This window comes from Janthinobacterium algoris, from assembly GCF_051380935.1.
GTDB lineage: Bacteria > Pseudomonadota > Gammaproteobacteria > Burkholderiales > Burkholderiaceae_D > Janthinobacterium.
The window spans coordinates 19,136-41,507 of sequence record NZ_JBNYXZ010000025.1; the positions used below are offsets into that span (position 1 = coordinate 19,136).

22 protein-coding genes and 2 pseudogenes are annotated in these 22,372 nt (G+C 57.2%); 13 read left to right on the forward strand and 11 right to left on the reverse strand.

Translation table 11 applies throughout. The annotated features are described in order from the left end of the window. Positions 1-163 precede the first annotated feature (163 nt). Positions 164-1,573 carry a heavy metal sensor histidine kinase gene (locus ACQ4W7_RS26220; RefSeq protein WP_436534426.1) on the reverse strand — a complete coding sequence of 470 codons (1,410 nt, stop codon included), beginning with the start codon at positions 1,571-1,573 and terminating at the stop codon, positions 164-166. After that, positions 1,570-2,241 (reverse strand): heavy metal response regulator transcription factor, encoded by a 672-nt coding sequence (locus tag ACQ4W7_RS26225; protein WP_436534428.1) that lies wholly within the window; start codon positions 2,239-2,241, stop codon positions 1,570-1,572. Before ACQ4W7_RS26225 ends, ACQ4W7_RS26220 begins: the two co-directional genes overlap by 4 nt. A gap of 240 nt (positions 2,242-2,481) precedes the next feature. Here ACQ4W7_RS26225 and ACQ4W7_RS26230 point away from each other — a divergent pair, with 240 nt between their 5' ends. The 10 genes from ACQ4W7_RS26230 (at position 2,482) to ACQ4W7_RS26275 (ending at position 13,637) form a co-directional block, all read left to right on the forward strand. Then, entirely contained in the window at positions 2,482-2,877 is a 396-nt protein-coding gene (locus tag ACQ4W7_RS26230; RefSeq protein WP_436534430.1) for a hypothetical protein, read from the forward strand. A 36-nt stretch (positions 2,878-2,913) separates the two neighbouring features. Next, a complete protein-coding gene (locus ACQ4W7_RS26235) occupies positions 2,914-4,221 on the forward strand; it encodes an efflux RND transporter periplasmic adaptor subunit (protein ID WP_436534432.1) in 1,308 nt (435 codons plus the stop codon). Continuing rightward, positions 4,221-7,304: an efflux RND transporter permease subunit gene (locus tag ACQ4W7_RS26240; protein WP_436534434.1), complete on the forward strand. Its 3,084-nt coding sequence runs from the start codon at positions 4,221-4,223 to the stop codon at positions 7,302-7,304. Before ACQ4W7_RS26235 ends, ACQ4W7_RS26240 begins: the two co-directional genes overlap by 1 nt. Beyond that, positions 7,297-7,599, forward strand: coding sequence for a DUF3240 family protein (locus tag ACQ4W7_RS26245; protein WP_436534436.1), 303 nt, complete (start codon positions 7,297-7,299; stop codon positions 7,597-7,599). The genes ACQ4W7_RS26240 and ACQ4W7_RS26245 overlap by 8 nt, the downstream gene beginning before the upstream one ends. Next, the gene (locus ACQ4W7_RS26250) at positions 7,596-8,825 is read left to right on the forward strand and encodes a TolC family protein (protein WP_436534438.1); all 1,230 of its coding nucleotides are present in this window, start codon (positions 7,596-7,598) and stop codon (positions 8,823-8,825) included. Before ACQ4W7_RS26245 ends, ACQ4W7_RS26250 begins: the two co-directional genes overlap by 4 nt. A gap of 51 nt (positions 8,826-8,876) precedes the next feature. After that, positions 8,877-9,587, forward strand: coding sequence for a HupE/UreJ family protein (locus tag ACQ4W7_RS26255; RefSeq protein ID WP_436534440.1), 711 nt, complete (start codon positions 8,877-8,879; stop codon positions 9,585-9,587). A 26-nt stretch (positions 9,588-9,613) separates the two neighbouring features. Beyond that, a complete protein-coding gene (locus tag ACQ4W7_RS26260; protein WP_436534442.1) occupies positions 9,614-10,207 on the forward strand; it encodes a transmembrane anchor protein in 594 nt (197 codons plus the stop codon). Between the two features lie 110 nt (positions 10,208-10,317). Next, positions 10,318-10,680: a hypothetical protein gene (locus tag ACQ4W7_RS26265; RefSeq protein WP_436534444.1), complete on the forward strand. Its 363-nt coding sequence runs from the start codon at positions 10,318-10,320 to the stop codon at positions 10,678-10,680. Positions 10,681-10,787: 107 nt separating this feature from the next. Beyond that, positions 10,788-11,876 (forward strand): DMT family transporter, encoded by a 1,089-nt coding sequence (locus ACQ4W7_RS26270; RefSeq protein WP_436534446.1) that lies wholly within the window; start codon positions 10,788-10,790, stop codon positions 11,874-11,876. Between the two features lie 621 nt (positions 11,877-12,497). Continuing rightward, entirely contained in the window at positions 12,498-13,637 is a 1,140-nt protein-coding gene (locus ACQ4W7_RS26275; protein WP_436534448.1) for a sensor histidine kinase, read from the forward strand. 360 nt (positions 13,638-13,997) lie between these two features. Here the strand turns inward: ACQ4W7_RS26275 and ACQ4W7_RS26280 are convergent, their stop codons facing one another. Then, entirely contained in the window at positions 13,998-14,555 is a 558-nt protein-coding gene (locus ACQ4W7_RS26280; protein WP_436534450.1) for a hypothetical protein, read from the reverse strand. A 195-nt stretch (positions 14,556-14,750) separates the two neighbouring features. Between ACQ4W7_RS26280 and ACQ4W7_RS26285 the strand changes: the two genes are divergently transcribed. The 3 genes and pseudogenes from ACQ4W7_RS26285 to ACQ4W7_RS26295 all read left to right on the forward strand — a co-directional run bounded on the left by ACQ4W7_RS26285 (position 14,751) and on the right by ACQ4W7_RS26295 (position 16,474). Then, positions 14,751-15,326 (forward strand): recombinase family protein, encoded by a 576-nt coding sequence (locus ACQ4W7_RS26285; RefSeq protein ID WP_436534452.1) that lies wholly within the window; start codon positions 14,751-14,753, stop codon positions 15,324-15,326. Between the two features lie 4 nt (positions 15,327-15,330). Continuing rightward, positions 15,331-15,869, forward strand: a pseudogene (locus tag ACQ4W7_RS26290) (hypothetical protein); the annotation flags it as partial. A 2-nt stretch (positions 15,870-15,871) separates the two neighbouring features. Further along, on the forward strand, positions 15,872-16,474 hold the full coding sequence (locus tag ACQ4W7_RS26295) for a hypothetical protein (RefSeq protein ID WP_436534454.1): 603 nt from the start codon (positions 15,872-15,874) through the stop codon (positions 16,472-16,474). Between the two features lie 442 nt (positions 16,475-16,916). Here ACQ4W7_RS26295 and ACQ4W7_RS26300 read toward each other — a convergent pair. The 8 genes and pseudogenes from ACQ4W7_RS26300 to ACQ4W7_RS26335 all read right to left on the reverse strand — a co-directional run. Next, a pseudogene (locus ACQ4W7_RS26300) lies at positions 16,917-17,132 on the reverse strand (Tn3 family transposase); the annotation flags it as partial. A gap of 13 nt (positions 17,133-17,145) precedes the next feature. Then, complete coding sequence (locus ACQ4W7_RS26305; RefSeq protein ID WP_436534456.1) at positions 17,146-17,580, reverse strand: EamA family transporter; 435 nt, start codon at positions 17,578-17,580, stop codon at positions 17,146-17,148. Between the two features lie 8 nt (positions 17,581-17,588). Continuing rightward, positions 17,589-18,950 carry an ATP-binding protein gene (locus tag ACQ4W7_RS26310; protein WP_436534458.1) on the reverse strand — a complete coding sequence of 454 codons (1,362 nt, stop codon included), beginning with the start codon at positions 18,948-18,950 and terminating at the stop codon, positions 17,589-17,591. Further along, entirely contained in the window at positions 18,926-19,591 is a 666-nt protein-coding gene (locus tag ACQ4W7_RS26315; protein ID WP_076568645.1) for a response regulator, read from the reverse strand. The genes ACQ4W7_RS26310 and ACQ4W7_RS26315 overlap by 25 nt, the downstream gene beginning before the upstream one ends. A gap of 25 nt (positions 19,592-19,616) precedes the next feature. Continuing rightward, positions 19,617-20,375, reverse strand: coding sequence for a COG4705 family protein (locus tag ACQ4W7_RS26320; RefSeq protein ID WP_436534460.1), 759 nt, complete (start codon positions 20,373-20,375; stop codon positions 19,617-19,619). 19 nt (positions 20,376-20,394) lie between these two features. Continuing rightward, positions 20,395-20,847 (reverse strand): hypothetical protein, encoded by a 453-nt coding sequence (locus ACQ4W7_RS26325; RefSeq protein ID WP_436534462.1) that lies wholly within the window; start codon positions 20,845-20,847, stop codon positions 20,395-20,397. Positions 20,848-20,875: 28 nt separating this feature from the next. Continuing rightward, positions 20,876-21,658, reverse strand: coding sequence for a COG4705 family protein (locus ACQ4W7_RS26330; RefSeq protein ID WP_436534464.1), 783 nt, complete (start codon positions 21,656-21,658; stop codon positions 20,876-20,878). 75 nt (positions 21,659-21,733) lie between these two features. Then, a complete protein-coding gene (locus ACQ4W7_RS26335; protein WP_436534466.1) occupies positions 21,734-22,330 on the reverse strand; it encodes an undecaprenyl-diphosphatase in 597 nt (198 codons plus the stop codon). Between the last annotated feature and the right edge of the window lie 42 nt (positions 22,331-22,372).

Below are 22,372 nucleotides of genomic sequence, written 5' to 3' on the forward strand. Positions count from 1 at the left end.
GGCGGAACCACGCCGCCGACATCTAACAGCGGCAAAGGCATTTGTGAAATCGAACAACCAGATGCCTTTTCTCCCGTCGGCGATTGCGCTAATGGTGGTGTGGGGCTATGGGTAATCCTTGGTAATTTCAAGGTGCCTGTCCTCGCAAACCCACCTCGAACGATCAGTGGGTAATGGGTGCTGGAAAAAATAGCGTGAATTGCGTTACTCCATCGGGCTCACTCGTGACGCTGGCGCGGCCATGGTGAAGCGTCATGATGGATTTGACGATTGAAAGACCCAAGCCAGCGGAGGCTGACGTACTGGACCTCGATTTATCGGAACGATAGAACCGATCAAACAGCCGCGGCAGGTGTTCCTGCGTGATGCCTGGACCATGATTGGAAACGGAAACCACGGCCCCGTCGTCGTCAGCTATCGCCCTGAGGGTGATAGTTTCGCCCTTCGGGGTATACCGAATGGCGTTCGATACAAGGTTGCTCACCGCGCGGCGAAGTAGGTGTCCATCAGCAAGCACTTTACCCGTGGCGATGACGATGACTGATATCCCGGCGTCGGACGCCGGCCCTTCAAAATACTCGGCGATTCGCGTCAGCTCAACATCCATATCGAGTTGTTCAGTTGCTAGCGAAACCTGGTCATGGTCAGCCCGTGCCAAAAATAATATGCTTTCCACCATCCTGGCTAGACGGCAAAACTCCTCATAGTTAGATGAGAGCAGGTTTTGATATTCCTCCGATTCTCTGGGGTGAGACAGGGCAACCTCTGTTTGCACCATCAGATTGTTAAGAGGCGTACGCAAATCATGTGCCAGGTCATCTGCGAACTGGGAAAGGTTATTAAAGCTATTTTGCAGGCGGTCAAGCACCTCATTGAACGAATCAGCCAGTATCTGGAATTCCTTCGGGGCTGATTTTGCATGCAAGCGCACTTCCAAATTGTGCGCACTGACTTGCTGAGCTTGCTGCGCGAAGAGCTTCACTTTGTGCAACGCGCGACGCACAAGCAGAAACCCCAGTAGGGCTGTTAGCACAGCACCAAAGAAGCCTGAAGCAAGAACTTTTAACTTGTATGCAGATAGAACAGCTGCGCGGCTCTCTTCGCTCCGGGCGAGCGTGATTTGCACCACGGAACCTGTCGAACCAACGGTACCCAGCGCTGCAATGACCCTTAGGTTGGGTTCGCTATGCCCTGGCGCAGCACGTACGTGAGATGGCTCTGGCATCGTCTCAGCCGGCACAGCCCCATTGGCGTGCATGAATGAACGGTCACGGGTATTGCGGGTTAATTCTTCACCGTCTTGTGCCTGCATAACGAGCAAAAAGCCGCCATGCAAATCGACAGCATCTAAAAAGCGGTGCGGATCCACACGAATCGACTCTACACTCGATGTTTCCTCAAGCATATGCCTGATGAACACAATACGGTCGACAAGGTCTGCATCATCCCGTGCCTGGAGCTGCGCCGCGAGTGCTTGATAGAGATAGATGCCTAGGGCCGAAAATACAATTGCCGAGATGCCAGCGAAGAGCGCCCCCAGCTGAGCTGTGAGAGACCAGTTCTTGACCTTCATTGTCTATTTTCTAACACGTAGCCCATACTCCGAATCGTATGGATCAGTTTGACCTCGAAGGGGTCGTCAATTTTTGCTCGTAGACGGCGTACCGCGACATCCACCACGTTCGTGTCGCTGTCAAAATTCATGTCCCAGACTTGCGATGCAATCAACGGCCGGGACAAAACTTGTCCGACCCGCTTGGATAACAAATGCAAAAGGGCAAATTCTTTTGCAGTCAAATCAATCCGCACACCGGCCCGTATGACTCTTCGCTTGGGAATGTCCAGTTCCAGATCGGCAATCTGAAAAATATCAGCTTCTCTGATCGGCCCTCGGCGCAACAACGTTCGAATACGAACAAGCAACTCAACAAAAGCGAAGGGCTTGACCAAGTAATCATCCGCACCAAGCTCCAGGCCTTTGATGCGGTCATCGAGCCCATCCCGTGCTGTAAGAAACAGCACCGGCGTATCGACCGTTTTGCGCAACTCAGCGATGATTTGCCAACCATCTAAGCCCGGAAGCATGACGTCAAGCACGATCAGGTCGTAATGGGCAGTAGTGGCAGCGTGAAGTCCGTCGGGCCCAGTTCTCGCCAAGTCAACCACAAAGCCAGACTCGTTCAGACCTTTCTGAATATATTCGCCCGCCTTTTGCTCGTCTTCCACAACTAATAATCGCATGTCACTTTTCCACTCGTTCAACTGCTGTGTCCACGTTATGCGGATGGCGAAGATCGCCGTCGGTTTCTGTCTTCAGTCTACCTTGGAAAGGTGACAGTCGTCTAACGCCAGGATTACAATCCTGTCAGAATTGAACTGTTTACCAGTGCTAATTAGAATACGATCAAAGGTTCCTGCACTTTTTTAAATTTTCACAACAGCGCCCTCGCAAAGTCATGACAGGCGTGATACATTCCGGGCATGCGCAAGTCCCTCTCCAACTACCTCGCTTTTTTCCTGTTCGTCATGTTCATGACGAACAGCGGCGCATGGACGGGGAGCAGCGTTCGCCTGGCACATGAGATGGCGCATATCGGCCAGCTCGACCAGGATGCCGGTGAGCATGAGCATGCCCACCTGGGCCACAGCGACGACGGCGATCATGATGATCGCAGCAATGACGTGCCTGGCAAGTCCGGACACCAGGCATTGCACGCCGTTGACCATCTTCAGTTTTTCCCGGATACCGCCTTTGGCGGCTTTTCCATGCCGGCTGCGGACGCCAATGTCCCACCGCAATTTGTCGCCCTGCGCTTGCCGCTCCCATCGTACGATCCCCCGTTCCGCCCCCCTTGTAGCGACGCGCTGACAGCCTAACTCCGTCTGTATGACCGGAGGCTTGCGCCCCCAATCATGCATTTTCTGGAGTGGACGCGCGCCCGGATGCGTCGCGCGTTCCTGTCTTCGTTGCATTATCACTTTGTGCTGCCTTCCTTCATCCGGCGCCGCCTATATGGCGCGCCAGGTGGATGTTGGCGTGCCTGGCCTGCGGGCCTTGGCCTCGATCACCCCAGTAGCCCTGTCTGCCTCATTCAGGAAAGAATCATGAAAACAAGAGAAATACTCTCGCCCTTGTGCCTGGCGCTTGCGCTGGCATTTTGCATTCCGTCATCCGCCGCAGAACGCTCAGCCAAAATTGCTGTCACGCAACAGCAGATGCAAGCCCTCAATATCCAGGTGAAGGCTTTGCAGCGCGATGCCGAACTTGTCGTGCTGAGCCTGCCTGCGCAGGTAGCCTTGCCCGCCAATGGTGAACAAATCGTCAGCTCGCCCGTTGCGGGCCTGGCGATACAGCTATATGTGCAACCGAACCAGATGGTCAAGCGCGGCGCACCGCTGCTGCGCGTGGTCAGCCAGGAACTCGGCCCCCTCCAATTGCAAGTGTTGCAAGCGGCGAGCCGTGCCGGCCTGGCCCGCCAGACTGCACTGCGCGAACGGGCTTTGTTCGACGAGGGCATCATTGCACAGCGCCGCGTGCAGGAGTCGCAGGCGGCGCTACAGGATAGCGAAGCGACATTGCGCCAAGCCAAAGCCGCGCTGCGCCTGGCTGGTTTGTCGGCACAGTCTATCGAACGCATTATCGCCAGCGGCAAGCTGGAGGATGGATTGACGCTTACGGCCACCCAGGCCGGCATCGTGACCAACATCGAGGTCAGGCCGGGTCAGCGGATCGACCCTGCCACCGCCTTGCTGCACCTGACACAAGTGGATCGTCTGGCACTGGACATCCAGGCGCCTGCCGCTGAATCTGCGGCTTGGCGGGTCGGCGGCGCCTTGCAGATAGAGGGGCGCAACAGCAAGGCACGCATCGTCAGTATCAGTCCGGTCGTCGTACCGGGCAGCCAGACGGTCGCTATTCGCGCCGAACTGGATGCTGGGACAAGTGGCTTGCGGCCCGGTGAAATGGTCACCGTGCAATTGCCGTTGAGCGCCAATACTGCCGCCTGGGACGTGCCGCTGGCCGCTCTGGCACACGACGGCAAGCAAGCTTACGTTTTTGTGCGAAATAAGGATGGCTTTGAAGCCCGTCCGGTGACCGTCGTCAGTAGCGCCGGACAGCGCGTGCGCGTGTCCGGGACGCTGAAGGCGGGCGATCATCTCGCCATCTCCGGCGTCGTGGCCCTGAAAGGCTCCTGGCTGGGCGAAAAAGGAGGCAGCTGATGTTAGCCCGTCTGATTCAGGCTTGTCTCTCGCAACGGCTATTTGTCCTGCTGGCGGCGTTGATGTTGGGTGGTGCTGGCTGGTTTGCCTTCAACCAGTTGCCCATCGACGCCTTTCCTGACGTATCAAGTACGCAGGTCAAGATCATCATGAAGGCCCCCGGCATGACGCCGGAAGAAGTGGAAAGCCGCATCGCGGTGCCGATCGAAGTCGAAATGCTGGGCATTCCGAAGACCAAAGTCCTGCGTTCGGTGACGAAATATGGACTGGCCGACGTCACCATCGACTTTCAGGATGGCACTGATATCTTCTGGGCCCGCCAGCAGGTCAGTGAACGGCTTGCCGGCATCACCGAGAGCTTGCCCGGTGGCATCAGCGGTGGCATGGCACCGATCACCACGCCGCTGGGTGAAATGTTCATGTTTACCATCGAAGGTGGCGGTCTCTCCCTGGCCGAGCGCCGTAGTTTGCTCGACTGGGTGATCCGTCCCGCCTTGCGCACCGTGCCAGGGGTGGCTGATGTGAATGCCTTGGGCGGAGTAGTGCGCGCCTTTGAGGTCGTGCCCAATTCGCTGGCCATGGCGGCCGGCGGCGTCACACTGGCACAGTTGAGTGAAGCAATCCGCGCCAACAACCGCAACGACGGGGCCGGGCGCCTCGGCGACGGCGATGAAGTGTTGCTGGTGCGCAGCGAAGGCAGCATCACCAGCCTCGATGATTTGCGCGCGGTCGTCGTCACGGTACAGAACGGGGCGCCGTTGCGCGTGGGCGCACTCGCCGACGTGCGTATCGGCTCATTGACACGCTATGGCGTCGTGACCCAGAGCGGCAAAGGGGAGGCGGTACAAGGCCTGGTGCTTGGTCTTGCCGGCGCCAATGCGCAGCAAGTGGTCGAAGGCGTGCGCAAGAAGCTCGACGAGATCAAGCCAACCTTGCCCAAGGGCGTCACCCTGAATGTCTTTTATGACCGGGCACAGCTCGTCTCGAAAGCCGTGGGTGCCGTCTCGTCTGCATTATTAGAAGCGACGGTGATTGTCGTCGTCCTCTTGGTCCTGTTCCTGGGCAACATGCGCGCGGCGCTGACGGTGGCCCTGGTCTTGCCGCTGGCGGCGCTGATCACGTTCATTCTCATGCGCGGCTTCAATATGTCGGCCAATCTGATGAGTCTGGGAGGCCTGGCCATTGCCATAGGCATGTTGGTCGATGCGGCCGTGGTGGTGGTGGAAAATATCGTCCAAAGACTGGCGCACGATCCGACTGCCGGAAAGTTGCCCCGCCTGCATACGATTTACCGGGCGGTGCGCGAAGTAGCCGTTCCGGTCACTTCCGGCATCGTTATCATCATCACTGTGTTTTTGCCGCTGCTGACGCTGCAGGATCTGGAAGGCAAGTTTTTTGCCCCGGTCGCCCTGGCGATCGTTTTTGCGCTGGCCGGCTCGCTGCTGCTGTCGCTGACCGTCATTCCCGTCCTGGCTTCGTATCTGCTGCACGATGTGGCGCATCAGGAACCCTGGCTGCCGCGCAAACTGCTGACCTGGTACGAACCCGTGCTGGCCTGGAGCATGCGCCGGCAACGGGTGGTTGCCATCGGCGCTGCGGTCATGCTGCTCGGCGCCGGTTTGCTCTACACGCAGGTGGGCAAGACGTTCATGCCCACCATGGATGAGGGTGACCTGATTGTCGGCATCGAAAAGCTGCCCTCCGTCAGCCTTGAACAAAGCGCTGCGCTGGACCTCAAGGTCCATCAGGCATTGATGCAAGCGCTGCCGGAAATCACTGGCGTGGTGGCACGTGCGGGTTCGGATGAAATCGGCCTCGACCCGATGGGTTTGAATCAAACCGACACCTATCTCTTGCTCAAGCCGACTGGCGAATGGCGCATGAAGAGCAAGGAAGCCCTGATGGACGAGATCCGCAAAGTACTCGACCAGTTGCCTGGTATTAAATACAGCTTTACGCAGCCGATCGAAATGCGCGTGAGCGAGATGATCATCGGCGTGCGCGGCGATATCGCTGTGAAAATCTTCGGCCCCGATCTGGCGCAGCTGAACCAGTTTGCGTCGCAAGTGGAAACTGTTCTGAAAACCATACCAGGCAATCAGGATGTCTACACAGTGCAAAACGATGGCGTGCAATACCTGCGCGTGGCCGTCGACCGCTTGCAGGCTGGCCGATTGGGTCTGAGCGTCGAGGAAATCCAGGATGCGCTGCGGGTCCAGATCGAAGGCCAGCAGGCGGGCCATGCGGTCGAGGGCAATCGCCGCACGCCTATCTTGCTGCGTGCCGACGAATCTGTCCGTTTGTCACCGACGGATTTTGCCGCCGTGCGCATTACCGCCAAGGACGGCAGCAGCGTGCCGCTCAGTACCGTCGCCAAGCTGGAACGGGCCGAGGGACCGGTCAAGATCGACCGCGAGATGGGTAGCCGCTATAGCGTGGTGATTGCCAATGTCAGCGGACGCGACCTAGTGGGTTTCGTCAACGAAGCCAAAGCCAGTGTGGCCAAGACGCTGAAGCTGCCAACCGGCTACCGCATCACCTGGGGTGGCCAGTTCGAGAACCAGCAGCGCGCGGCCGCCCGCTTGAGCGTTGTCGTTCCGGTGGCATTGGGCTTGATCTTCATTGTCCTGTTTTCGACCTTTCGCTCGGTGCGCCAAGCCCTGCTGATACTGTCGATTATCCCGTTCGCCCTGGTGGGCGGCATCGTCGCCTTGTGGCTCACAGGCGAGTATCTGTCGGTGCCGGCATCGGTCGGCTTTATCGCCTTACTGGGCATCACCGTACTCAACGGCATCGTTTTGGTCAGCTATTTCAATCAGCTGCGTGCCGAGGGAATGGCCTTGGCCGAGTTGGTGGTGCAAGGAGCACGCCGACGCCTGCGCCCGGTGATGATGACCGCTTCCATCACCGCTTTTGGCCTGATTCCGCTGCTCTTCGCCAGCGGCCCGGGCTCGGAAATCCAGCGCCCCTTGGCCATTGTGGTGATTGGCGGCTTGATCACGGCGACCGCCTTGACCCTGCTGTTGTTGCCCATTCTTTATTTGCGCTTCGCGGTGGCGAAGCAGGAGAAATTCCATGACTGAACTGTGTTTAACCTTGCTGTGTCCTCCAGCGCTGGAAGAGCACGTGCTCGACACGCTGCTGATGAGCAGTGAAATTTCCCTCTTTACCAGTACGGCGGCGGCCGCACACGGCCTGGCGCACGATCGGCTCAGCGCCACGGAGCAAGTGCTTGGCTTGGCCAAGATGACGCGCATCGATGCACTTCTGCCGGAAGCGCATCGGGAAAAAGTGCTGACCATGCTGCGCCAAGTCTTGCAAGGCGGCGGTGTGCGCTATTGGCTCACACCCATTACCGAAGCGGGGGAGCTGCTATGAAGTATGGATTACTCATTGCGCTGGCGGCGGGTGCGGTCCAGGCCGCGCCACTGCCACCGGCGCCTGGCTTGTTGCCGACAGCGATGGTGCGCCCTCTGCTGGACCAGGATCCTGAGGTGGCCGCCGCCCGTGCCGGGCGCGAAATGCTGCGCCAGGACGCCGCTCTTGCGCAGGATTCGCCGTACGAGTGGACCGCCAAGGTCACGGCCCAGCGGCGTGCCGTGGAAGCCGGGCCGCATTACAGGGAGTGGAATGCGGGCGTGGAGCGCACGTTGCGCTTGCCGGCCAAGGCCAATGCGGATCGCCGCATCGGCCAGGCCTTGCAGGAAGAGGGGGAGGCGCGCTATGGCGAGGCCTTGCACGAGACCGCGCGTGAATTGCTGGGACTGTGGCTGGACTGGTCGCACGCTGAACAGGCGCTGGTACTAGCCGCCGAGCACCAGCAGGCGGCCAGCGACAATCTTGCTGCGGTGAACAAGCGCGTCAAGGCAGGTGACGCCGCCGCGCTCGATGCCAGCCTGGCGCGTGGCGATCTAGCCGACCAGCAACGCGTCAGTATCGAAGCCAAAACGGCGGCCGCTGTTGCCTGGGCGCGCCTGCATGCGCGTTTTCCTGGCTTCCAGCGCGAGTTGTCCACCTTGCCTTCCTCGCTGCCCCTTGCCGAGTCGCCGACGTTCTGGCGTGAACGCATCCTGTCCCAGAGTGACGAACTCAAGATTACCGAGGCGCAACTGCTCAAGGCGCAAGGCGTCAGCGCGCGCATGCGGGCCGAGCGCACGCCAGATCCCACCGTCGGCCTGTACACGGCGTCCGAGGTGGGCGGTCGTGAGCGCATCACGGGTGTCATGTTCAGCATTCCCTTGCCGGGCGCCCACCGGGCCGCACGCGATGGGCGGGCAGTCCAGGCCATGGAGGTGTCGCAGCATGAGGTCGCACTGAAGCGGCGCGCCCTCGATGGCGCCATCGCCGTATCGCTGGCGTCGGCACAGGGCGCGCATGAAAGCTGGCAGGTGGCCGAAGCGGGCGCGGCGGACATGCGTGACAACGCACGCCTGCTGCAACGTGCCTACACTTTGGGCGAAGCCGATCTTCCTACCTTGCTGGCGGCCCGCCGCCAGGCGACCACCGCCCAGCAAAACGCCCTGGCGGCGCGGGTGGCGGCGGCACGCGCGTACTACGGCATCCTGGTCGACGCGCATGTGGTGTGGGACATGGACCATGAATAAGGCATTTTTCCAGGCGTCTCCCGACGCCAAGACCGTTAATTGGAGCGCTACATGAAATTGATGACGAACAAGCCGGGCCTTGGTGCCTGGTGGAGCTGGCTGGCCGGCGCCCTGCTGTGGCTATGCGCTGGTATCGCGGCCGCCCATGGAGTATCCGAGTCCGACAAGGGGTTTCTGCAGGCCAGCAGCGGCATGCAGATCCTGCCGTACATTTATCTGGGGGCCAAGCACATGGTCACCGGCTACGATCATTTGCTGTTTTTGTGCGGCGTGATCTTCTTCCTGTACCGCATGAAGGATATCGGCCTGTATGTGACGCTGTTTGCCATCGGCCACAGCACGACCTTGCTGCTGGGCGTGATCAACGGCTGGCATATCAATGCCTATTTTGTCGACGCCATTATCGGCCTGTCCATCGTGTACCGCGCATTCGACAACCTGGGCGGCTTCCAGACGGTCTTTGGCGTACAGCCGAACAAGCGGGCGGCCGTGCTGATCTTCGGCTTCTTCCATGGTCTCGGCCTGGCCACCAAGCTGCAGGACTTTGCCTTGTCCGCCGACGGCCTGGTGCCAAACATGATCGCCTTCAATGTCGGCGTGGAGATCGGCCAACTGCTGGCCTTGAGCATGATCCTGATCGCCATGCGTTACTGGCGCAGCACCACCAGCTTTGTACGGCATGCCGCCACTGGCAATTTCGTCCTGATGACGGCCGGATTCATTCTGGCCGGCTACCAATTCACCGGCTTTCTCAGCAAATAGGAGCACGACCCATGACATCCACACCAATGAACGGCGGCATTTCGGTCCCTAAAAAAGAACTGTTGCGTGGTACCGGCCTGACGGCCTTGGTTGCCGGCCTCATTTTGACCATCGCGGTCCTGCCTGCCGAATATGGCATCGATCCCACAGGAATCGGCAAGGCGCTGGGCTTGACCACCTTGCATCGCCCGGCAACGGCGGCCGCCGATAGCGCACCCGCGCCACAAGGATCGCAAGTATCTGCGCCCGGCGAAGAACGCGCACTCACGATTGCCTCGAAGCAAACGGTGCCATATCGCTCGGACGAGCAGGAAATTACGCTGGCGCCCGGTAAAGGCCTGGAAGTCAAAACCCACTTGGCCAAGGGAGCAACGCTGATTTATTCCTGGGAAACGAAGGGTGGCGCCGCGGTCAACCATGATTTTCATGGCGAACCGGTCAACGCGCGGGAAGACGAGTTCGAGAGCTTTATCGCCGACAAGGGCGTGAGCAGCTCCAGCGGCTCGCTGATCGCGCCCTTTACAGGCGTGCACGGCTGGTACTGGAAAAACAAATCGGCCGAGCCGGTGACGCTAATCCTGCGCTCCAGCGGTTTTTACGCAGACATTTACAAAAAGTAAGTAATACGATTGGTTTCCTGTGTGCGGCGCTAATGGCACGGTGTCGCGCACAAGCACGACGGCTTATCGCGGCGAGGCCGACCAAAATCGCCGCATCCATGGAGAATTGCATGAAAAAAGTTATGTTGACGTCGGCCACCTTGTTGCTCGTTTCCAGCGCACCTGGCGCATGGGCCCACACCGACCACGATCATGACGAGGCGCCGGCCCAGATCAAGCTCGAATTGAAGGGCGGCAAGACGGGAGCCACGGTGTATGCCAAAAGCGCGGGCAAGAGCTATGCGACGGCAGGCGCAACGGGCGTGTTGACAATCATGACGGGCAATACCAAGACCGACGTCGCCTTGCAGCCTGGCGTGGACAATACGATGATCGCCAAGACGGCGGTGCCGCTGGCAGCCGGCACCCGAGCCCAGGCAAGCATTACCTTTGCGGACAAGAACACAGTCAAGGCCGAGTTGGTCGCCAAGTAAGCCAGCATGCGGCCCCTCACCGGGCTGTGATGTGGATTGCGCTGCCAGCGTGTGTCGGATCGTGCATACTGGCAGACTAAGTAAACAATACGTTATGAAAGCATGGCATGTCATCTTCATCATCTTCACCCAGTCACAGCACGCATCAGGGTGTCGTGTACGCCTTACTGGCGGCGGCGCTGTTTGGCGCCAGCACACCCTTTGCCAAAACGCTGGTAGGGCAGGTCGCTCCCGTCACTCTGGCAGGAATCCTGTACCTGGGCAGCGGACTAGGCTTGCTGGCCTGTTTCTTGGTGCGCGCGGTGCTCACCCGCAACACCAAGGACAAATCCGCCACGCTCACGACTGCGGATTTGCCATGGCTCGCGGGGGCGATTGCCTTCGGCGGCATCGCCGGGCCGGTCCTGCTGATGTTCGGCCTGACGCTGACGCCTGCCTCCTCGGCATCGTTGCTGCTCAATATCGAGGGCGTGCTGACTGCCATGCTAGCGTGGTTTGTCTTCAAGGAAAATTTCGACCGCCGTATTTTCATCGGCATGCTGCTGATCGTCGCCGCTGGCATCCTGCTGTCCTGGGAGCAGGTGCCAAAACTGGGCGTGCCCTGGGGCGCGATCGCCATTGTGGGCGCTTGCCTGTGCTGGGGCATCGACAACAACCTGACACGCAAGGTGTCGGCCAGCGATGCCTTGCAAATTGCCGCATTGAAGGGCCTGGTCGCCGGTTCCGTTAACCTGACCATCGCCCTGGCCCTGGGTTACACCTTGCCCAGCGTCAGCATCGCCGTGAACGCAGGATTGGTTGGTTTTTGCGGCTACGGCTTGAGCCTAGTGATGTTCGTGCTGGCGTTGCGCCACCTGGGAACGGCCCGCACGGGCGCTTATTTCTCGGCGGCGCCGTTTGTCGGCGCGGTCATCTCGCTGCTCATGCTGGGCGACATTCCCGGGCTGCTGTTCTGGCTGGCCGCAGCATTGATGGCCGCAGGCATTTGGCTGCATTTAACGGAAAATCATGAGCACGATCACGAGCATGAGCCGCTGTTACATACGCATGCGCACAGCCACGACGCCCATCACCAGCATACGCACGATGACAGCTGGGACGGCAAGGAGCCGCATGTGCATGCCCATCAGCATCTGCCGCTGCGCCATGCGCATCCCCATTATCCCGACATCCATCACCGGCACGATCATTCCTGACTTTGGTTAAAGAGAAGGTTGCATGGGCCGAAATCGCGGATTCGCACAATCTCGTCGAGCTTACGGGTGTCGAGGGTGAATTCGTACTCTCCCAGGTAGATGGAATGCTTGGAGGGGCCTGCGATGATTGACGAGGCTGGAGCTAACTGTAGCGACCTGCAATCGATAATGCTCCGACCTGTATTTAACGGGATTTTCGACCAGGATTAACTGCAACTGACGGACCCGCCAAACTAACGTTAGCTGCAAATGAACCTGCATTTGATAGGGCTGACCTGCATTCCATCGGTGCGAACCAGGAATAACTGCAACTGAGAATGTTCCAAAAACCCATCGAACGACGATGTTTTCGAAATAAGTATGGTGGACTGCGTTTGAGGACTTCGAGCTTCGGGTAACCTGGCCAGAGCGCGCTTGCATTCGCATCCGTCCAGAAAACTTCGTTTGTTGGATTGCCTGGTTGAACTAGAACGCTGGCAGATCCAGGCAGTCCCCAACGTGCACGATTGACGCGCAAAGCATCCGATGTAAAAAAGCGTATTCTAGCCTTTGGATAAGCGCGACTCACTTACTCCACAATATTAGCCGAAATCAATATTCGATAACCTATGGAGAGCTGCCATGATGCATGATTTTTTAATCGACAATCGGGCTGAGCTTGAACGGCGATGCCGTGAGAAAGTGGCAAATCGCCCTGATCGATCACCGAATAAGCAGCAGCTGGAACAGGGTATTCCCATGTTCTTGGATCAGCTCATACACACGCTGCAAGCGGAATGTAGAGGAGCAGAGGCAGAGGCCCTGGCAGTGTCCGGTCCTTCCACTGACGATCCAGAGCGCCGCGGCGAAGTGGGTATGACGGCTTCCATCCACGGCGCAGATCTCCTGACATTGGGATACTCGATAAGCGAGGTAGTCCATGACTACGGCGACCTTTGTCAGGCTGTCTCGGACCTATCGATTGACCTCAATGAAGCATTTAGTATCGACGAGTTCCGAACGCTCAATCGGTGCCTGGACAATGGCATAGCCGAGGCAGTGACCGCGTTTAACGAGCACCGCGACTTGGTGATCGCCGACGAGCAAGCTTTGGAGGTAAATGAACGTCTAGGATTTTTCGCCCATGAACTGCGCAATCACTTAAGCACAGCAACGCTCGCTCTGGCGGCCATCAAGTCAGGTAATGTTGGATTGGTCGGTCCCACCGGGAGTGTGCTTGACCGTAGTCTGGTCAGCCTTCGAGGTCTGATTGACCAGTCGCTTGCTGACGTCCGCATTGGCCCTGGCATGAAATTGCATCGCACGACTTTCAGTCTTGCAAATTTTATCAGGGAAGTAAAATACTCCGCTTCGCTGGAAGCTGATCTGATGAAGTGCGCCTTTCTCGTTGAGCAAACTCCCTCCTTGTTGACGGTCTATGCTGATAAGGACTTGCTCTTCTCAGCGGTCGGCAATCTGTTGCAAAACGCATTCAAATTCAGCGGCAAAGGTGGCGTCGTCACACTCAGCGCAGACGCCGGGACGGACAACATCCTGATCAAAGTCAAAGACAATGGGCCAGGGCTGAGCGCGGAGGCCACGCGGGACATATTCTTACCGTTTACGCAGAGCGGAGCTAACAAGAGCGGCCTGGGACTCGGACTGTCTATTGCGCGACGAAGCGTCGAAGCAAACGACGGGACACTCACGGTCGAAAGCGAGCTCGGTCAAGGCTGCATATTCATCATCGATTTGCCCGATAAGCTCCAACAGAACGCCTAGTCTATTCGTGAAGGTCGACTATTCCTCGGCCGGCCATTGAACATCTTGAAGATAGGCCGGGATTCGTGCAAAAATACCCAAATACTGATGTAACCAACTGAATTAATGGGGCAAACACAGAATTAGGGAAAATTGGGCGCTAAGCCTGCTTAACCCGGTTTTGCGTTCCGTTGCTCCGGGGCGGTCCGTATTGAGGACTCCGATGAATTACATCCAGTGGCGCGGCTAGAGCGATCGCCGCACTGGCCAGCGCAAAGCTGTAACGACCTGCATTGGTGTGGCCGACCGGCATTCCATCGACGCCGGTCAGGAATAACTGCGACTGACGATCTGGCCGACGGTCATAAAAATTATCTCGGTCTAGACCTCGTGGATGTCAAGCTCCTCGCCTCGTTCAAGTGCTCTAAGGTAACAATATAGGTTGCTGGCGATTTTTTCAAAAATACGAGGAAAAAATGGGATGAGGTTATCGAAGCTGGCGTCTTCTTGCATTGGCCCGCCATGATAGTAGCGGCAATGGTGAAGGATGGCCGATCGATCCTCTTGCGAAAGTAGGGCTAGAGGATCGCGGTCTTTGTAGTCGTGCAGTCCAGATAGATGGATAAATGCGCAGCTGAATTTGTAGACGGATTGTGTCCAGCCTTGTAATTCTTGAGCAATGTCAACCATCTCCTTGTCAGTGATTTTTGGCCATTTCTTCCCGGCTACTGAGGTATCAATCAGCAGCGTGCGGCGCTCTACGGTCTGAGTAAGCAGGTAGATGACACGTGCCATTGAGTCTAATTCCTGCCGGAGAATCGCTGTCATCTGGCCCGCCAATCGAGCGTCTGAAAGTATATTCATAGCTTGACGATGCTCATACGAGCGGCTGCGAATTTGGCGCAGGAAGATTGCAACCTGTGACACTTCGACATCCATGTTTCCTCCGTTGTTGGTTGTAGCAGGAGCGCTGAGCTTATTGTAATTCGGACGCCCAACAAACGAGGGTTTATTGGATTCCCGTGCGCGGCCGGCTTATAGCGGCCTTCTCAAGCACACCGACAATCCACAATCCCTTTCCAATATTCAAAGTCCAGCTATACTGAATTTTCGTGATCAATTTAGTAAGTCGCCATGCTGATCGGCTACGCCCGCGTCTCGACCGACGACCAGAACCTGGACTTGCAGCGCGATGCGTTGCTGGCGGCGGGCTGCGAACGCCTCTTTGAAGACATGGTGAGCAGTGCACGAGCCGACCGCACCGGGCTAGCCACCCTCATGAGTATGCTGCGCGCCGGCGACACAGTGGTCATCTGGCGGCTGGACCGGCTGGGCCGGCTGCTCAAGAACCTGATCGAGCTGGTCGAGCGGCTGGAGGTCGCCAAGGTCGGGTTGCGCAGCCTGCAAGAAAACATCGACACCACGTCGAGCGGCGGAAGGCTGGTCTTTCACCTGTTCGGCGCGCTGGCCGAATTTGAGCGCAACTTGATCCGCGAGCGCACCCAGGCAGGGCTGGTCGCGGCACGTGCACGCGGCCGCATGGGCGGGAGGCCGAAACGCCTCGATCCGGTCAAGCTCGCGCTCGCCGTCAAACTGCACCGGGAGCGAAACCATACCGTCGAAGAAATCTGCAAGATGATGGGGATTTCCAAATCGACGCTCTACAACTACCTCGACAAGGCTGACAGCGGTGGCAGCCGGGTGGCGTAAGCAGATTCCGGTCGAATCGCTGCTGCAATTGCGGCAGCGGCTTGACCGTCTGCCTCACAAAAGTCCGGAACGTGCGGCTCAAGTGCGCGCCATGTCCGAGCTATACGGCATCTCCACCACGTCAGTGTATCGCGCCCTGAAGGACTTTCTGAAGCCCCGTGTGGTCCACCGTATCGATCACGGCAAGCCGCGCGTGCTGCCGAAATCGGAACTGAAGCGGTACTGCGAATTGGTCGCTGCCCTCAAGCTGCGCACCACCAACAAGCAGGGCCGCCACCTGTCCACGAAGCGGGCCATCGAGCTGCTGGAGGACTATGGTGTCGAGACAGCGATGGGCCTGGTGCGCTCGCCGAAAGTCGAGTATTCCAGAATGTGATGCACGCGCTGGGCATCGAGTGGATGACGCACATCCCCGCAGGTAAGGACGGCGAGCGAGTAACGGCGCGCTCCAAAGGAAAAGTCGAACGGCCGTTCCGCACGGTTAAGGAAGCCCAAGAGACGCTATACCATTTCCACAAGCCAGAAACCGAGCAACAGGCCAACGAATGAGCTGCTTCCTGACGTGGAACATAAGCCTGTTTCCTAACGCCGAGCAGGAGGACCACATCGACCGAATTTGGAAAATGGTCGAGGCCGACAACCAGGAGGCATCGCCTCCCGGTTTTGAACAGGGATTCAAACAGGACCTGCGCATGCTGGTCGCACAGAAGCAGGAGCTGTTTCCGTGGACACATACGAACATCCCGAAGGCAGACTTGATCGGAGCGGGCTTGCACGATGTCTTGAGGATCGCTACCGGCACTGGCACGACCGAGGAAGTCGAAATCCTGGCCTGGCCGAATCCGACCGGCCTGCCGCTCATTATTGAGCACCTGCGGGGCATCCAGAGCGACACGGCTGCCCATGTCGGACAGCTGGAGCAGACCAGCCGCACAGGAGAATTCACCGACATCGAGGCAACTCAAATGACGACCGCGTACTGCGTGCAACGGGCCGATCTGGTCGGCTACCAACGCATCCTGACGGTTTGGCGCGACACTCAGCCAGCACCAAGCGTCAAGCGAGTAATAGGTCACTGGCTGGGCGTGCTGGCCGAAATCGAGGCCGATACCAAGACCGTGTTGAACACTCTGGTCAGTTGCAGATAATGCTGGTTCGCGGCGATAGGATGGCGGGCGGCGCGACTAAATGCAGGTTCATTTGCAGCTAATGCTGGTTTGATGGGGCCGTCAGTTGCAGTTATTCCTGGCCGAGAATCGGCTGGAATGCTGGTCCGGCCAGTTTCAAATGCAGGTCACTACAGCTAACGTCTGAGGGATCACGCCTCCTTTGCCTACGGTGTTCAAGTCGCTAGCGAACATGCTAGCCTTTTCTTTCCTACTGATCCATGTGGTTCCGAGCATACCACTTTCAAGCCGTTCAATGTTCTCTCCTCGATACAGCTCCACTGAATGGCCGTTGTAGCGCGGAAGCCAAACCCACAACATATCCATTAGTAAAGCATCATCATCTGTGAGCTGTCGGACGAAGTGATGAGATATATGCCATTGCGTATGGAAGTTATCAGCAAACTCGTGATCCTTCGACGGGTAGCCATGACAGCTTGACGGAAGGTATTGCGAAGGCAGGACTCGGCCATCTTGGTTAGCCCAGGATTGATGGCATCGGTCAGGATTGTCGTCAGCAGCAAGGTCTTGTCCTTGGCCGTGTCGCTGGTTTTCAGATGTGTGAAGTGCCGGGTGAACCCGGCCACACATCAGCTTCCATCGAGAGTTCAGTGATCTTGGTGTGCGTTAGCAGCATAGCTCAATCAGACACATCAACGCTTAAAGGCGAGCAAGAGAACACCACCAGCGACCAGCGAAATGCCCGACCACTCCCGGACCGATAGCCGTTCTCCCAGAAATGCGAACGCGAACACAGCCACCAAGACGAGGCTAAGCTTGTCCACAGGCGCGACTTTGGATGCATCTCCTACCTTGAGTGCCCGGAAATAACATACCCAAGACGCGCCAGTGGCTAAGCCGGACAGCCCAAGAAACAGCCAAGTCTTCGGCGAAAGTTCGAAGGGATTGGACCACTTGCCCGTGTAAGCCACGAACACGGTCAGTACGACAATGATGACCGCCGTTCTGATCAATGTGGCCAGATCGGAATCGACTCCCTGTATGCCTATCTTGGCAAAAATAGCAGTCAGTGCTGCAAATACGGCGGATAGAATTGCCCAATAGAACCAGCCAGTTGATGTCGCCATATATTTCCTTAAAGTGGTTTAGCCAGCGGCATGAGCACACAGATACATAGGCCAGAATGCGTCACTTCGTCTGAGAATCCTATCTGAATCTCAGCGCCAATCCGATCCGTGACTGCCTTGACGATGGAAAGGCCCAGGCCTGATCCGACCTGATCGCTCCCAAGAATGCGATAGAATGGGGCAAACACCCGATCTTGTTCTACTACTTGAATCCCAGGCCCTGAATCTTGGACTCGCAATATTGCGCGACCTTCTTCCTCGGCGACAGAAAGATCGACCCTGCCGCCAGTCGGCGTGTAACGGATGGCGTTATCAACCAAATTCTTAACGACGGCAATCATGTCCAGTTCGTTAACCCAGAGTAGGACGTCTTGTTCTCCTTCGACACCAATATCGATGTGTTTGGCTTCTGCCAGTGGCATAAGATCTTCCAGAACACGTCGATAGACGTCCTGCACTGATACGGGCGACTCGGGTCGGTCGAGCGCAGACTGAGCCTTGGCCAGGGTGAGAAGCTGATCCAATAGGTTCCGGCCACGCTCGATGCCTCGGCGCAATGTCCTGAGACGTTCACGTGCAAGGTCAGGCATATCTGCCTCGGCCAGCCGCTCGGCTTGCAGTGACAAGGCGGTTAACGGAGAGCGAAGCTCATGCGCCGCATCCGCGACAAACCGGCGCTGTGCTTCCATCGCTTTCTCAACTCTGGCAAGTAGACTATTGATTGCCACCACGAACGGTCGTACTTCAGCAGGAAGATGCTTTTCTTCGATTGGATGCAATTCTTGTTCGGCGCGTTGGTCGATTTCCGCAGATAAAGAAGCGATGGGCCGGAACATCTTGCGCACAAGATCAGCCACGATCAAAAGCAGGATTGGAACCAGAATTAGCAACGGCATCAAAGTGCGCAAAGCGCTGTCGCGTGCGATTTCATCGCGAACGCCAGTTTCCTGTGCTACGGCGATACGCTCGCCGTTAGACGTTGTTTTAACCAACACACGGAACGGCTCTCCGTTAACTTCAAGCGTATGCAGACCATCGGGTAGCGTGATTGGTAGTGGCAGCGGTGCTCCGGTCTCACCTTTTCCGGTCACCTTTCTGCCATTTGCTAGATACTGGACAATGACCCGGGACTCTTCATCGCTGTCTTTGGCGCGTCCATCGTCTCCAAAATGTGTAAGCGGGAGGTGTTGCTGATCAAACAGCGCCGCAACTTGGCGCAGCATATCGTCTTGCAACTCGTGGGCTTCGTCGAATGCGGATACGAAAGAAAATAAGCCAGCCACCATTGCGATGACCAAAATGGCCAGCGACAGCGAAAACGACAGCTTGAACTGGACTGACTCGTTCAAACGTTTTTTGAAACCATCCATCCAACCCCCCTGACATTTTTGATGATTTCTCCGCCCAGTTTGCGCCGCAGTGCATGGATCAGGAATTCGACCGCGTTGCTTTCCACCTCTTCGCCCCATCCGTAGATACGGTCTTCCAGATCACTGCGGGAAAGAATTGCACCGGGGCGTGCCAGCAAGGCTTGCAACAACGCGAACTCACGGTTGGAGAGTTGCGCCGGGGCACTACTGTTGACTGCGGCCTCTCGCGTGGCCGGATCAAGCGAGACAACACCGTTGCTGAGTATGGGCGTTGCGCTGCCTCCCTTGCGTCGTAGCACGGCGCGCATGCGGGCTAGCAGTTCGGCCATTTCAAAGGGCTTGAGCACGTAGTCATCGGCCCCGCCATCCAAGCCGCGCAGTCGATCATCGAGGCCGTCACGGGCGGTGATGATGAGCAGTGGAACGGGGTTGTCCTTGGCGCGGATGTTGGTCAACACCTCCAGCCCATCCTTGCCAGGCAGTCCAAGGTCGAGCAGCACCAGGTCATAGTGCTGGCAACCCAGTGTCGTAAGGGCAGTTTGACCGTTTTTTACCCAGTCGGCCGCATAAGAGGCGTCTTTCAACGCCCCTTGGATGGCTTCGCCAATCATGGTGTCGTCTTCGACCAGCAAGACTCGCATTATTCCTCCTTCTTATACCGATAATTCAATGCGCTGTTCTGGCAGCCCTTTGCTTGAATAGCAAAATACTAGTCAAAATAAAGGCGAATAATGCCGCTGATGCTGAGTAACGACTCAGAGCCAGGCCGCCTGCACTGAGCGGCTTATCCAAAAAATCCCCCACCACGGCACCGAGAGGTCGAGTCAAAATGAATGCTGTCCAAAAAAGCAGGGTCCGCGACACATTTGTCCAATAGTAAGCTGCAACGACCAGTGCCAACAAGACGCTGAACACTATAGCGGCGCCGGTGTAGCCCAAGCCAGCGGTACCGGCTGTCCAGTCGCCCAGTGCCGTTCCCAAGGTCTGAGAAAACATGATAGTTACCCAGTAGAATATCTCGGCTTTCGGCGAACTGAGCGTGCTGACCGACACTGAGCCTAGTGTTCGATGCCATATAAATAGGGAACCGAACAACAAAGCTATAAGTAAGGTCGAGCCACCAGCGTACCCGATACCAAGCGATCGGTCTGCAAAATCAGCCAGCGTCGTGCCGACTGTGGTAGTTGCAATGATGGTTGTCCAGTAAAGGAAGGGGTGAAATTTCTTGGCCTTGATTTGCGCAAATACCGCTGTCAGAAATACCGCCAAGAAAATAGCAGTACCAATCAGGTACCCCAAATTCATCGACATCGAAACGGCATCGCCAGCTGTTTCGCCGAGCGTGGTGGCTGCAATCTTGATGATCCAGAAAGCGAGCGTCACTTCAGGGACTTTGCCTAATGCTTTTTCGGTTGAAATATTCATCTCAATTCCTGTTTACTAGTTAGTGCTTGGCTTGGAGGGAGTCAAAAATGGTCATCAGGTCAGCTAAAGCTTTTTTGCAGTCGATTTGACTGGGTACATCTACACGTAGGGCGCTAAGGGCGCGGTCAATGGCTTTGTCGAGCATATGCCAGTCAGTCGCTGCACGGGGCTTCAAGCCTGCTTCCGCCGAGTCCCATGCCACCTCCAACTCCTTGATCCGCGTTTTAGCAGCTGGCAGATCGCCTTTATCTACGAGGGCAGCAACCTCTGCGGCGATGGTCCGAAACGCAGACAGATCCCCAAGCTTGGATGCAGTCTTTGCCTGCAGTGCAGAAGTAGCCTGACTTGTTTTTAATGAAGCAGAGCCTGCCGTACCGGTGTTGGTAGACTTTGAGCAGCCAGCCGCAAGGGCCAAGAGAGCGATGGCCGATAGTGCGGTAACGGAGTGAGTTAGCGAATGCAGATGGCGCATGATTTTTCCTTGAGTTTTTCGATAGAGTTTATTCGACGGCTTGTGCATTCATGCGATTGCCAACGCTAAACTGCGCGACGGCCACCAGCATCACGATCACGGTCAGGAATAGAGCACTGGTCCACATGGCACCCATGCCGAGGCCCCCATAGGCCTTGGCCTGCGTCAGCAGGTCGCCAAGTGCGGCACCGAAGGGGCGAGTCAGGATGTAGCCTATCCAGAAGGTCAGAACGGCGTTGCCGCCCATGCGCCATACCGCATAGGTGATAGCGATCAATATGCCGAATGACATCGCCCCCCATGTGAAGCCCAGAGCGATCGCTTCGGTCGCCAAGTCACCCGCCGCCGTGCCCAGTGCAAACGTGCAAAGGATGGCAGACCAGTAAAACAACTCCCGGCGCCGTGTGAAAATCTCATGGATGGACAAAGTACGTTCCACCCAATACCAAACCGCAAAAATTCCTGCCAGCGCCACGGCAAATGCTGACGTGCTGACAAACAGGCTCACGCCTAGCCCATCGGTGAGCAGGTCGGTAATCTGGGTGCCCACCACGCTGACCAGCACGACCGAAAGCCAGTAAATCCAGGGCGTGTAGCGCCGCGTTCGTAACTGTATGATTAGGGCAACAGCCAACAGCGCGCCCATCACTGTGCGAGTCATGCTTTGGCCGAAGCCAGCATTGACAGCCAGAAAGTCGGCTCCTGTTTCTCCGACCGTCGTGGACATGATTTTGATGACCCAGAATGAGAGCGTCACTTCGGGGACTTTGTTGAGCCAATTTGATGTGGAAGGCATGGTCAGCGTATTCATGGCGTTGTTTCCTGCAAGGGCTGGTTGTTCTTGGGGCAAGTCTGACCGGCCAAACTTAGGCCAGCCATAGGCCCATCACTTGCGCACCCATCCAATTTGGATGAGTTTTCGGAAGAGACTTCGATGAACGCTCAGGGTAAGGCGGTAAGCTGAGGGCAAATACATGCGTACTTCACGAAAGGCCAGCCACGCACTCAGCACCCCGACCATGGCCGCACCCACCATGTCCAGCGGGAAATGAACGCCGAGATAGATACGCGCCCAAGCAACAGGCAGCCCCAATAATGCCAGTGCCAGGCCAGCCACACGTGAGCTGCTGTGCATCAGGAAACTAAAGGCGACGGCCCATAGGAGCGTCAGATGGTCGCTCGGGAACGAAGAATCCGCCGCATGGGGAATCAGGGTGTGCCCCAGACCGATCATGAAAGGACGTGGATGTTGCGAAACCAGCCCAATGATATGGTTGATGAGCAAGCCTGCTAGACCGGACGCGGTCGCTTCGAGCAAAATCTTGCGGGTATGTTCGCTTCCGCGTAGCCAACCGAGCCCGAGGATGGCCGGGAGCGCCCAAATGGCATATTCAGCGAAAATGGTGGCGACGGCCAACAGCAGCGTGCTTGGATGCTCTGGTGCATTAAGCCAGAGAAATAGTGCGTGATTGAGGTTTTCCATTTGTTCTCCGTGGCCGGATCACCCCATAGGGATGCCCCGACC

What these genes read in the sequence shown, in the direction of transcription:
- ACQ4W7_RS26320 (WP_436534460.1), bottom strand. Translation starts at nt 20,375, where the DNA reads ATGAATATTTCAACCGAAAAAGCATTAGGCAAAGTCCCTGAAGTGACG.
- ACQ4W7_RS26245 (WP_436534436.1), top strand. Translation starts at nt 7,297, where the DNA reads ATGACTGAACTGTGTTTAACCTTGCTGTGTCCTCCAGCGCTGGAAGAG.
- ACQ4W7_RS26325 (WP_436534462.1), bottom strand. Translation starts at nt 20,847, where the DNA reads ATGCGCCATCTGCATTCGCTAACTCACTCCGTTACCGCACTATCGGCC.
- ACQ4W7_RS26265 (WP_436534444.1), top strand. Translation starts at nt 10,318, where the DNA reads ATGAAAAAAGTTATGTTGACGTCGGCCACCTTGTTGCTCGTTTCCAGC.
- ACQ4W7_RS26230 (WP_436534430.1), top strand. Translation starts at nt 2,482, where the DNA reads ATGCGCAAGTCCCTCTCCAACTACCTCGCTTTTTTCCTGTTCGTCATG.
- ACQ4W7_RS26225 (WP_436534428.1), bottom strand. Translation starts at nt 2,241, where the DNA reads ATGCGATTATTAGTTGTGGAAGACGAGCAAAAGGCGGGCGAATATATT.
- ACQ4W7_RS26310 (WP_436534458.1), bottom strand. Translation starts at nt 18,950, where the DNA reads ATGGATGGTTTCAAAAAACGTTTGAACGAGTCAGTCCAGTTCAAGCTG.
- ACQ4W7_RS26270 (WP_436534446.1), top strand. Translation starts at nt 10,788, where the DNA reads ATGTCATCTTCATCATCTTCACCCAGTCACAGCACGCATCAGGGTGTC.
- ACQ4W7_RS26280 (WP_436534450.1), bottom strand. Translation starts at nt 14,555, where the DNA reads ATGGATGTCGAAGTGTCACAGGTTGCAATCTTCCTGCGCCAAATTCGC.
- ACQ4W7_RS26275 (WP_436534448.1), top strand. Translation starts at nt 12,498, where the DNA reads ATGATGCATGATTTTTTAATCGACAATCGGGCTGAGCTTGAACGGCGA.
- ACQ4W7_RS26295 (WP_436534454.1), top strand. Translation starts at nt 15,872, where the DNA reads ATGAGCTGCTTCCTGACGTGGAACATAAGCCTGTTTCCTAACGCCGAG.
- ACQ4W7_RS26260 (WP_436534442.1), top strand. Translation starts at nt 9,614, where the DNA reads ATGAACGGCGGCATTTCGGTCCCTAAAAAAGAACTGTTGCGTGGTACC.
- ACQ4W7_RS26285 (WP_436534452.1), top strand. Translation starts at nt 14,751, where the DNA reads ATGCTGATCGGCTACGCCCGCGTCTCGACCGACGACCAGAACCTGGAC.
- ACQ4W7_RS26335 (WP_436534466.1), bottom strand. Translation starts at nt 22,330, where the DNA reads ATGGAAAACCTCAATCACGCACTATTTCTCTGGCTTAATGCACCAGAG.
- ACQ4W7_RS26250 (WP_436534438.1), top strand. Translation starts at nt 7,596, where the DNA reads ATGAAGTATGGATTACTCATTGCGCTGGCGGCGGGTGCGGTCCAGGCC.
- ACQ4W7_RS26255 (WP_436534440.1), top strand. Translation starts at nt 8,877, where the DNA reads ATGAAATTGATGACGAACAAGCCGGGCCTTGGTGCCTGGTGGAGCTGG.
- ACQ4W7_RS26305 (WP_436534456.1), bottom strand. Translation starts at nt 17,580, where the DNA reads ATGGCGACATCAACTGGCTGGTTCTATTGGGCAATTCTATCCGCCGTA.
- ACQ4W7_RS26235 (WP_436534432.1), top strand. Translation starts at nt 2,914, where the DNA reads ATGCATTTTCTGGAGTGGACGCGCGCCCGGATGCGTCGCGCGTTCCTG.
- ACQ4W7_RS26240 (WP_436534434.1), top strand. Translation starts at nt 4,221, where the DNA reads ATGTTAGCCCGTCTGATTCAGGCTTGTCTCTCGCAACGGCTATTTGTC.
- ACQ4W7_RS26220 (WP_436534426.1), bottom strand. Translation starts at nt 1,573, where the DNA reads ATGAAGGTCAAGAACTGGTCTCTCACAGCTCAGCTGGGGGCGCTCTTC.
- ACQ4W7_RS26315 (WP_076568645.1), bottom strand. Translation starts at nt 19,591, where the DNA reads ATGCGAGTCTTGCTGGTCGAAGACGACACCATGATTGGCGAAGCCATC.
- ACQ4W7_RS26330 (WP_436534464.1), bottom strand. Translation starts at nt 21,658, where the DNA reads ATGAATACGCTGACCATGCCTTCCACATCAAATTGGCTCAACAAAGTC.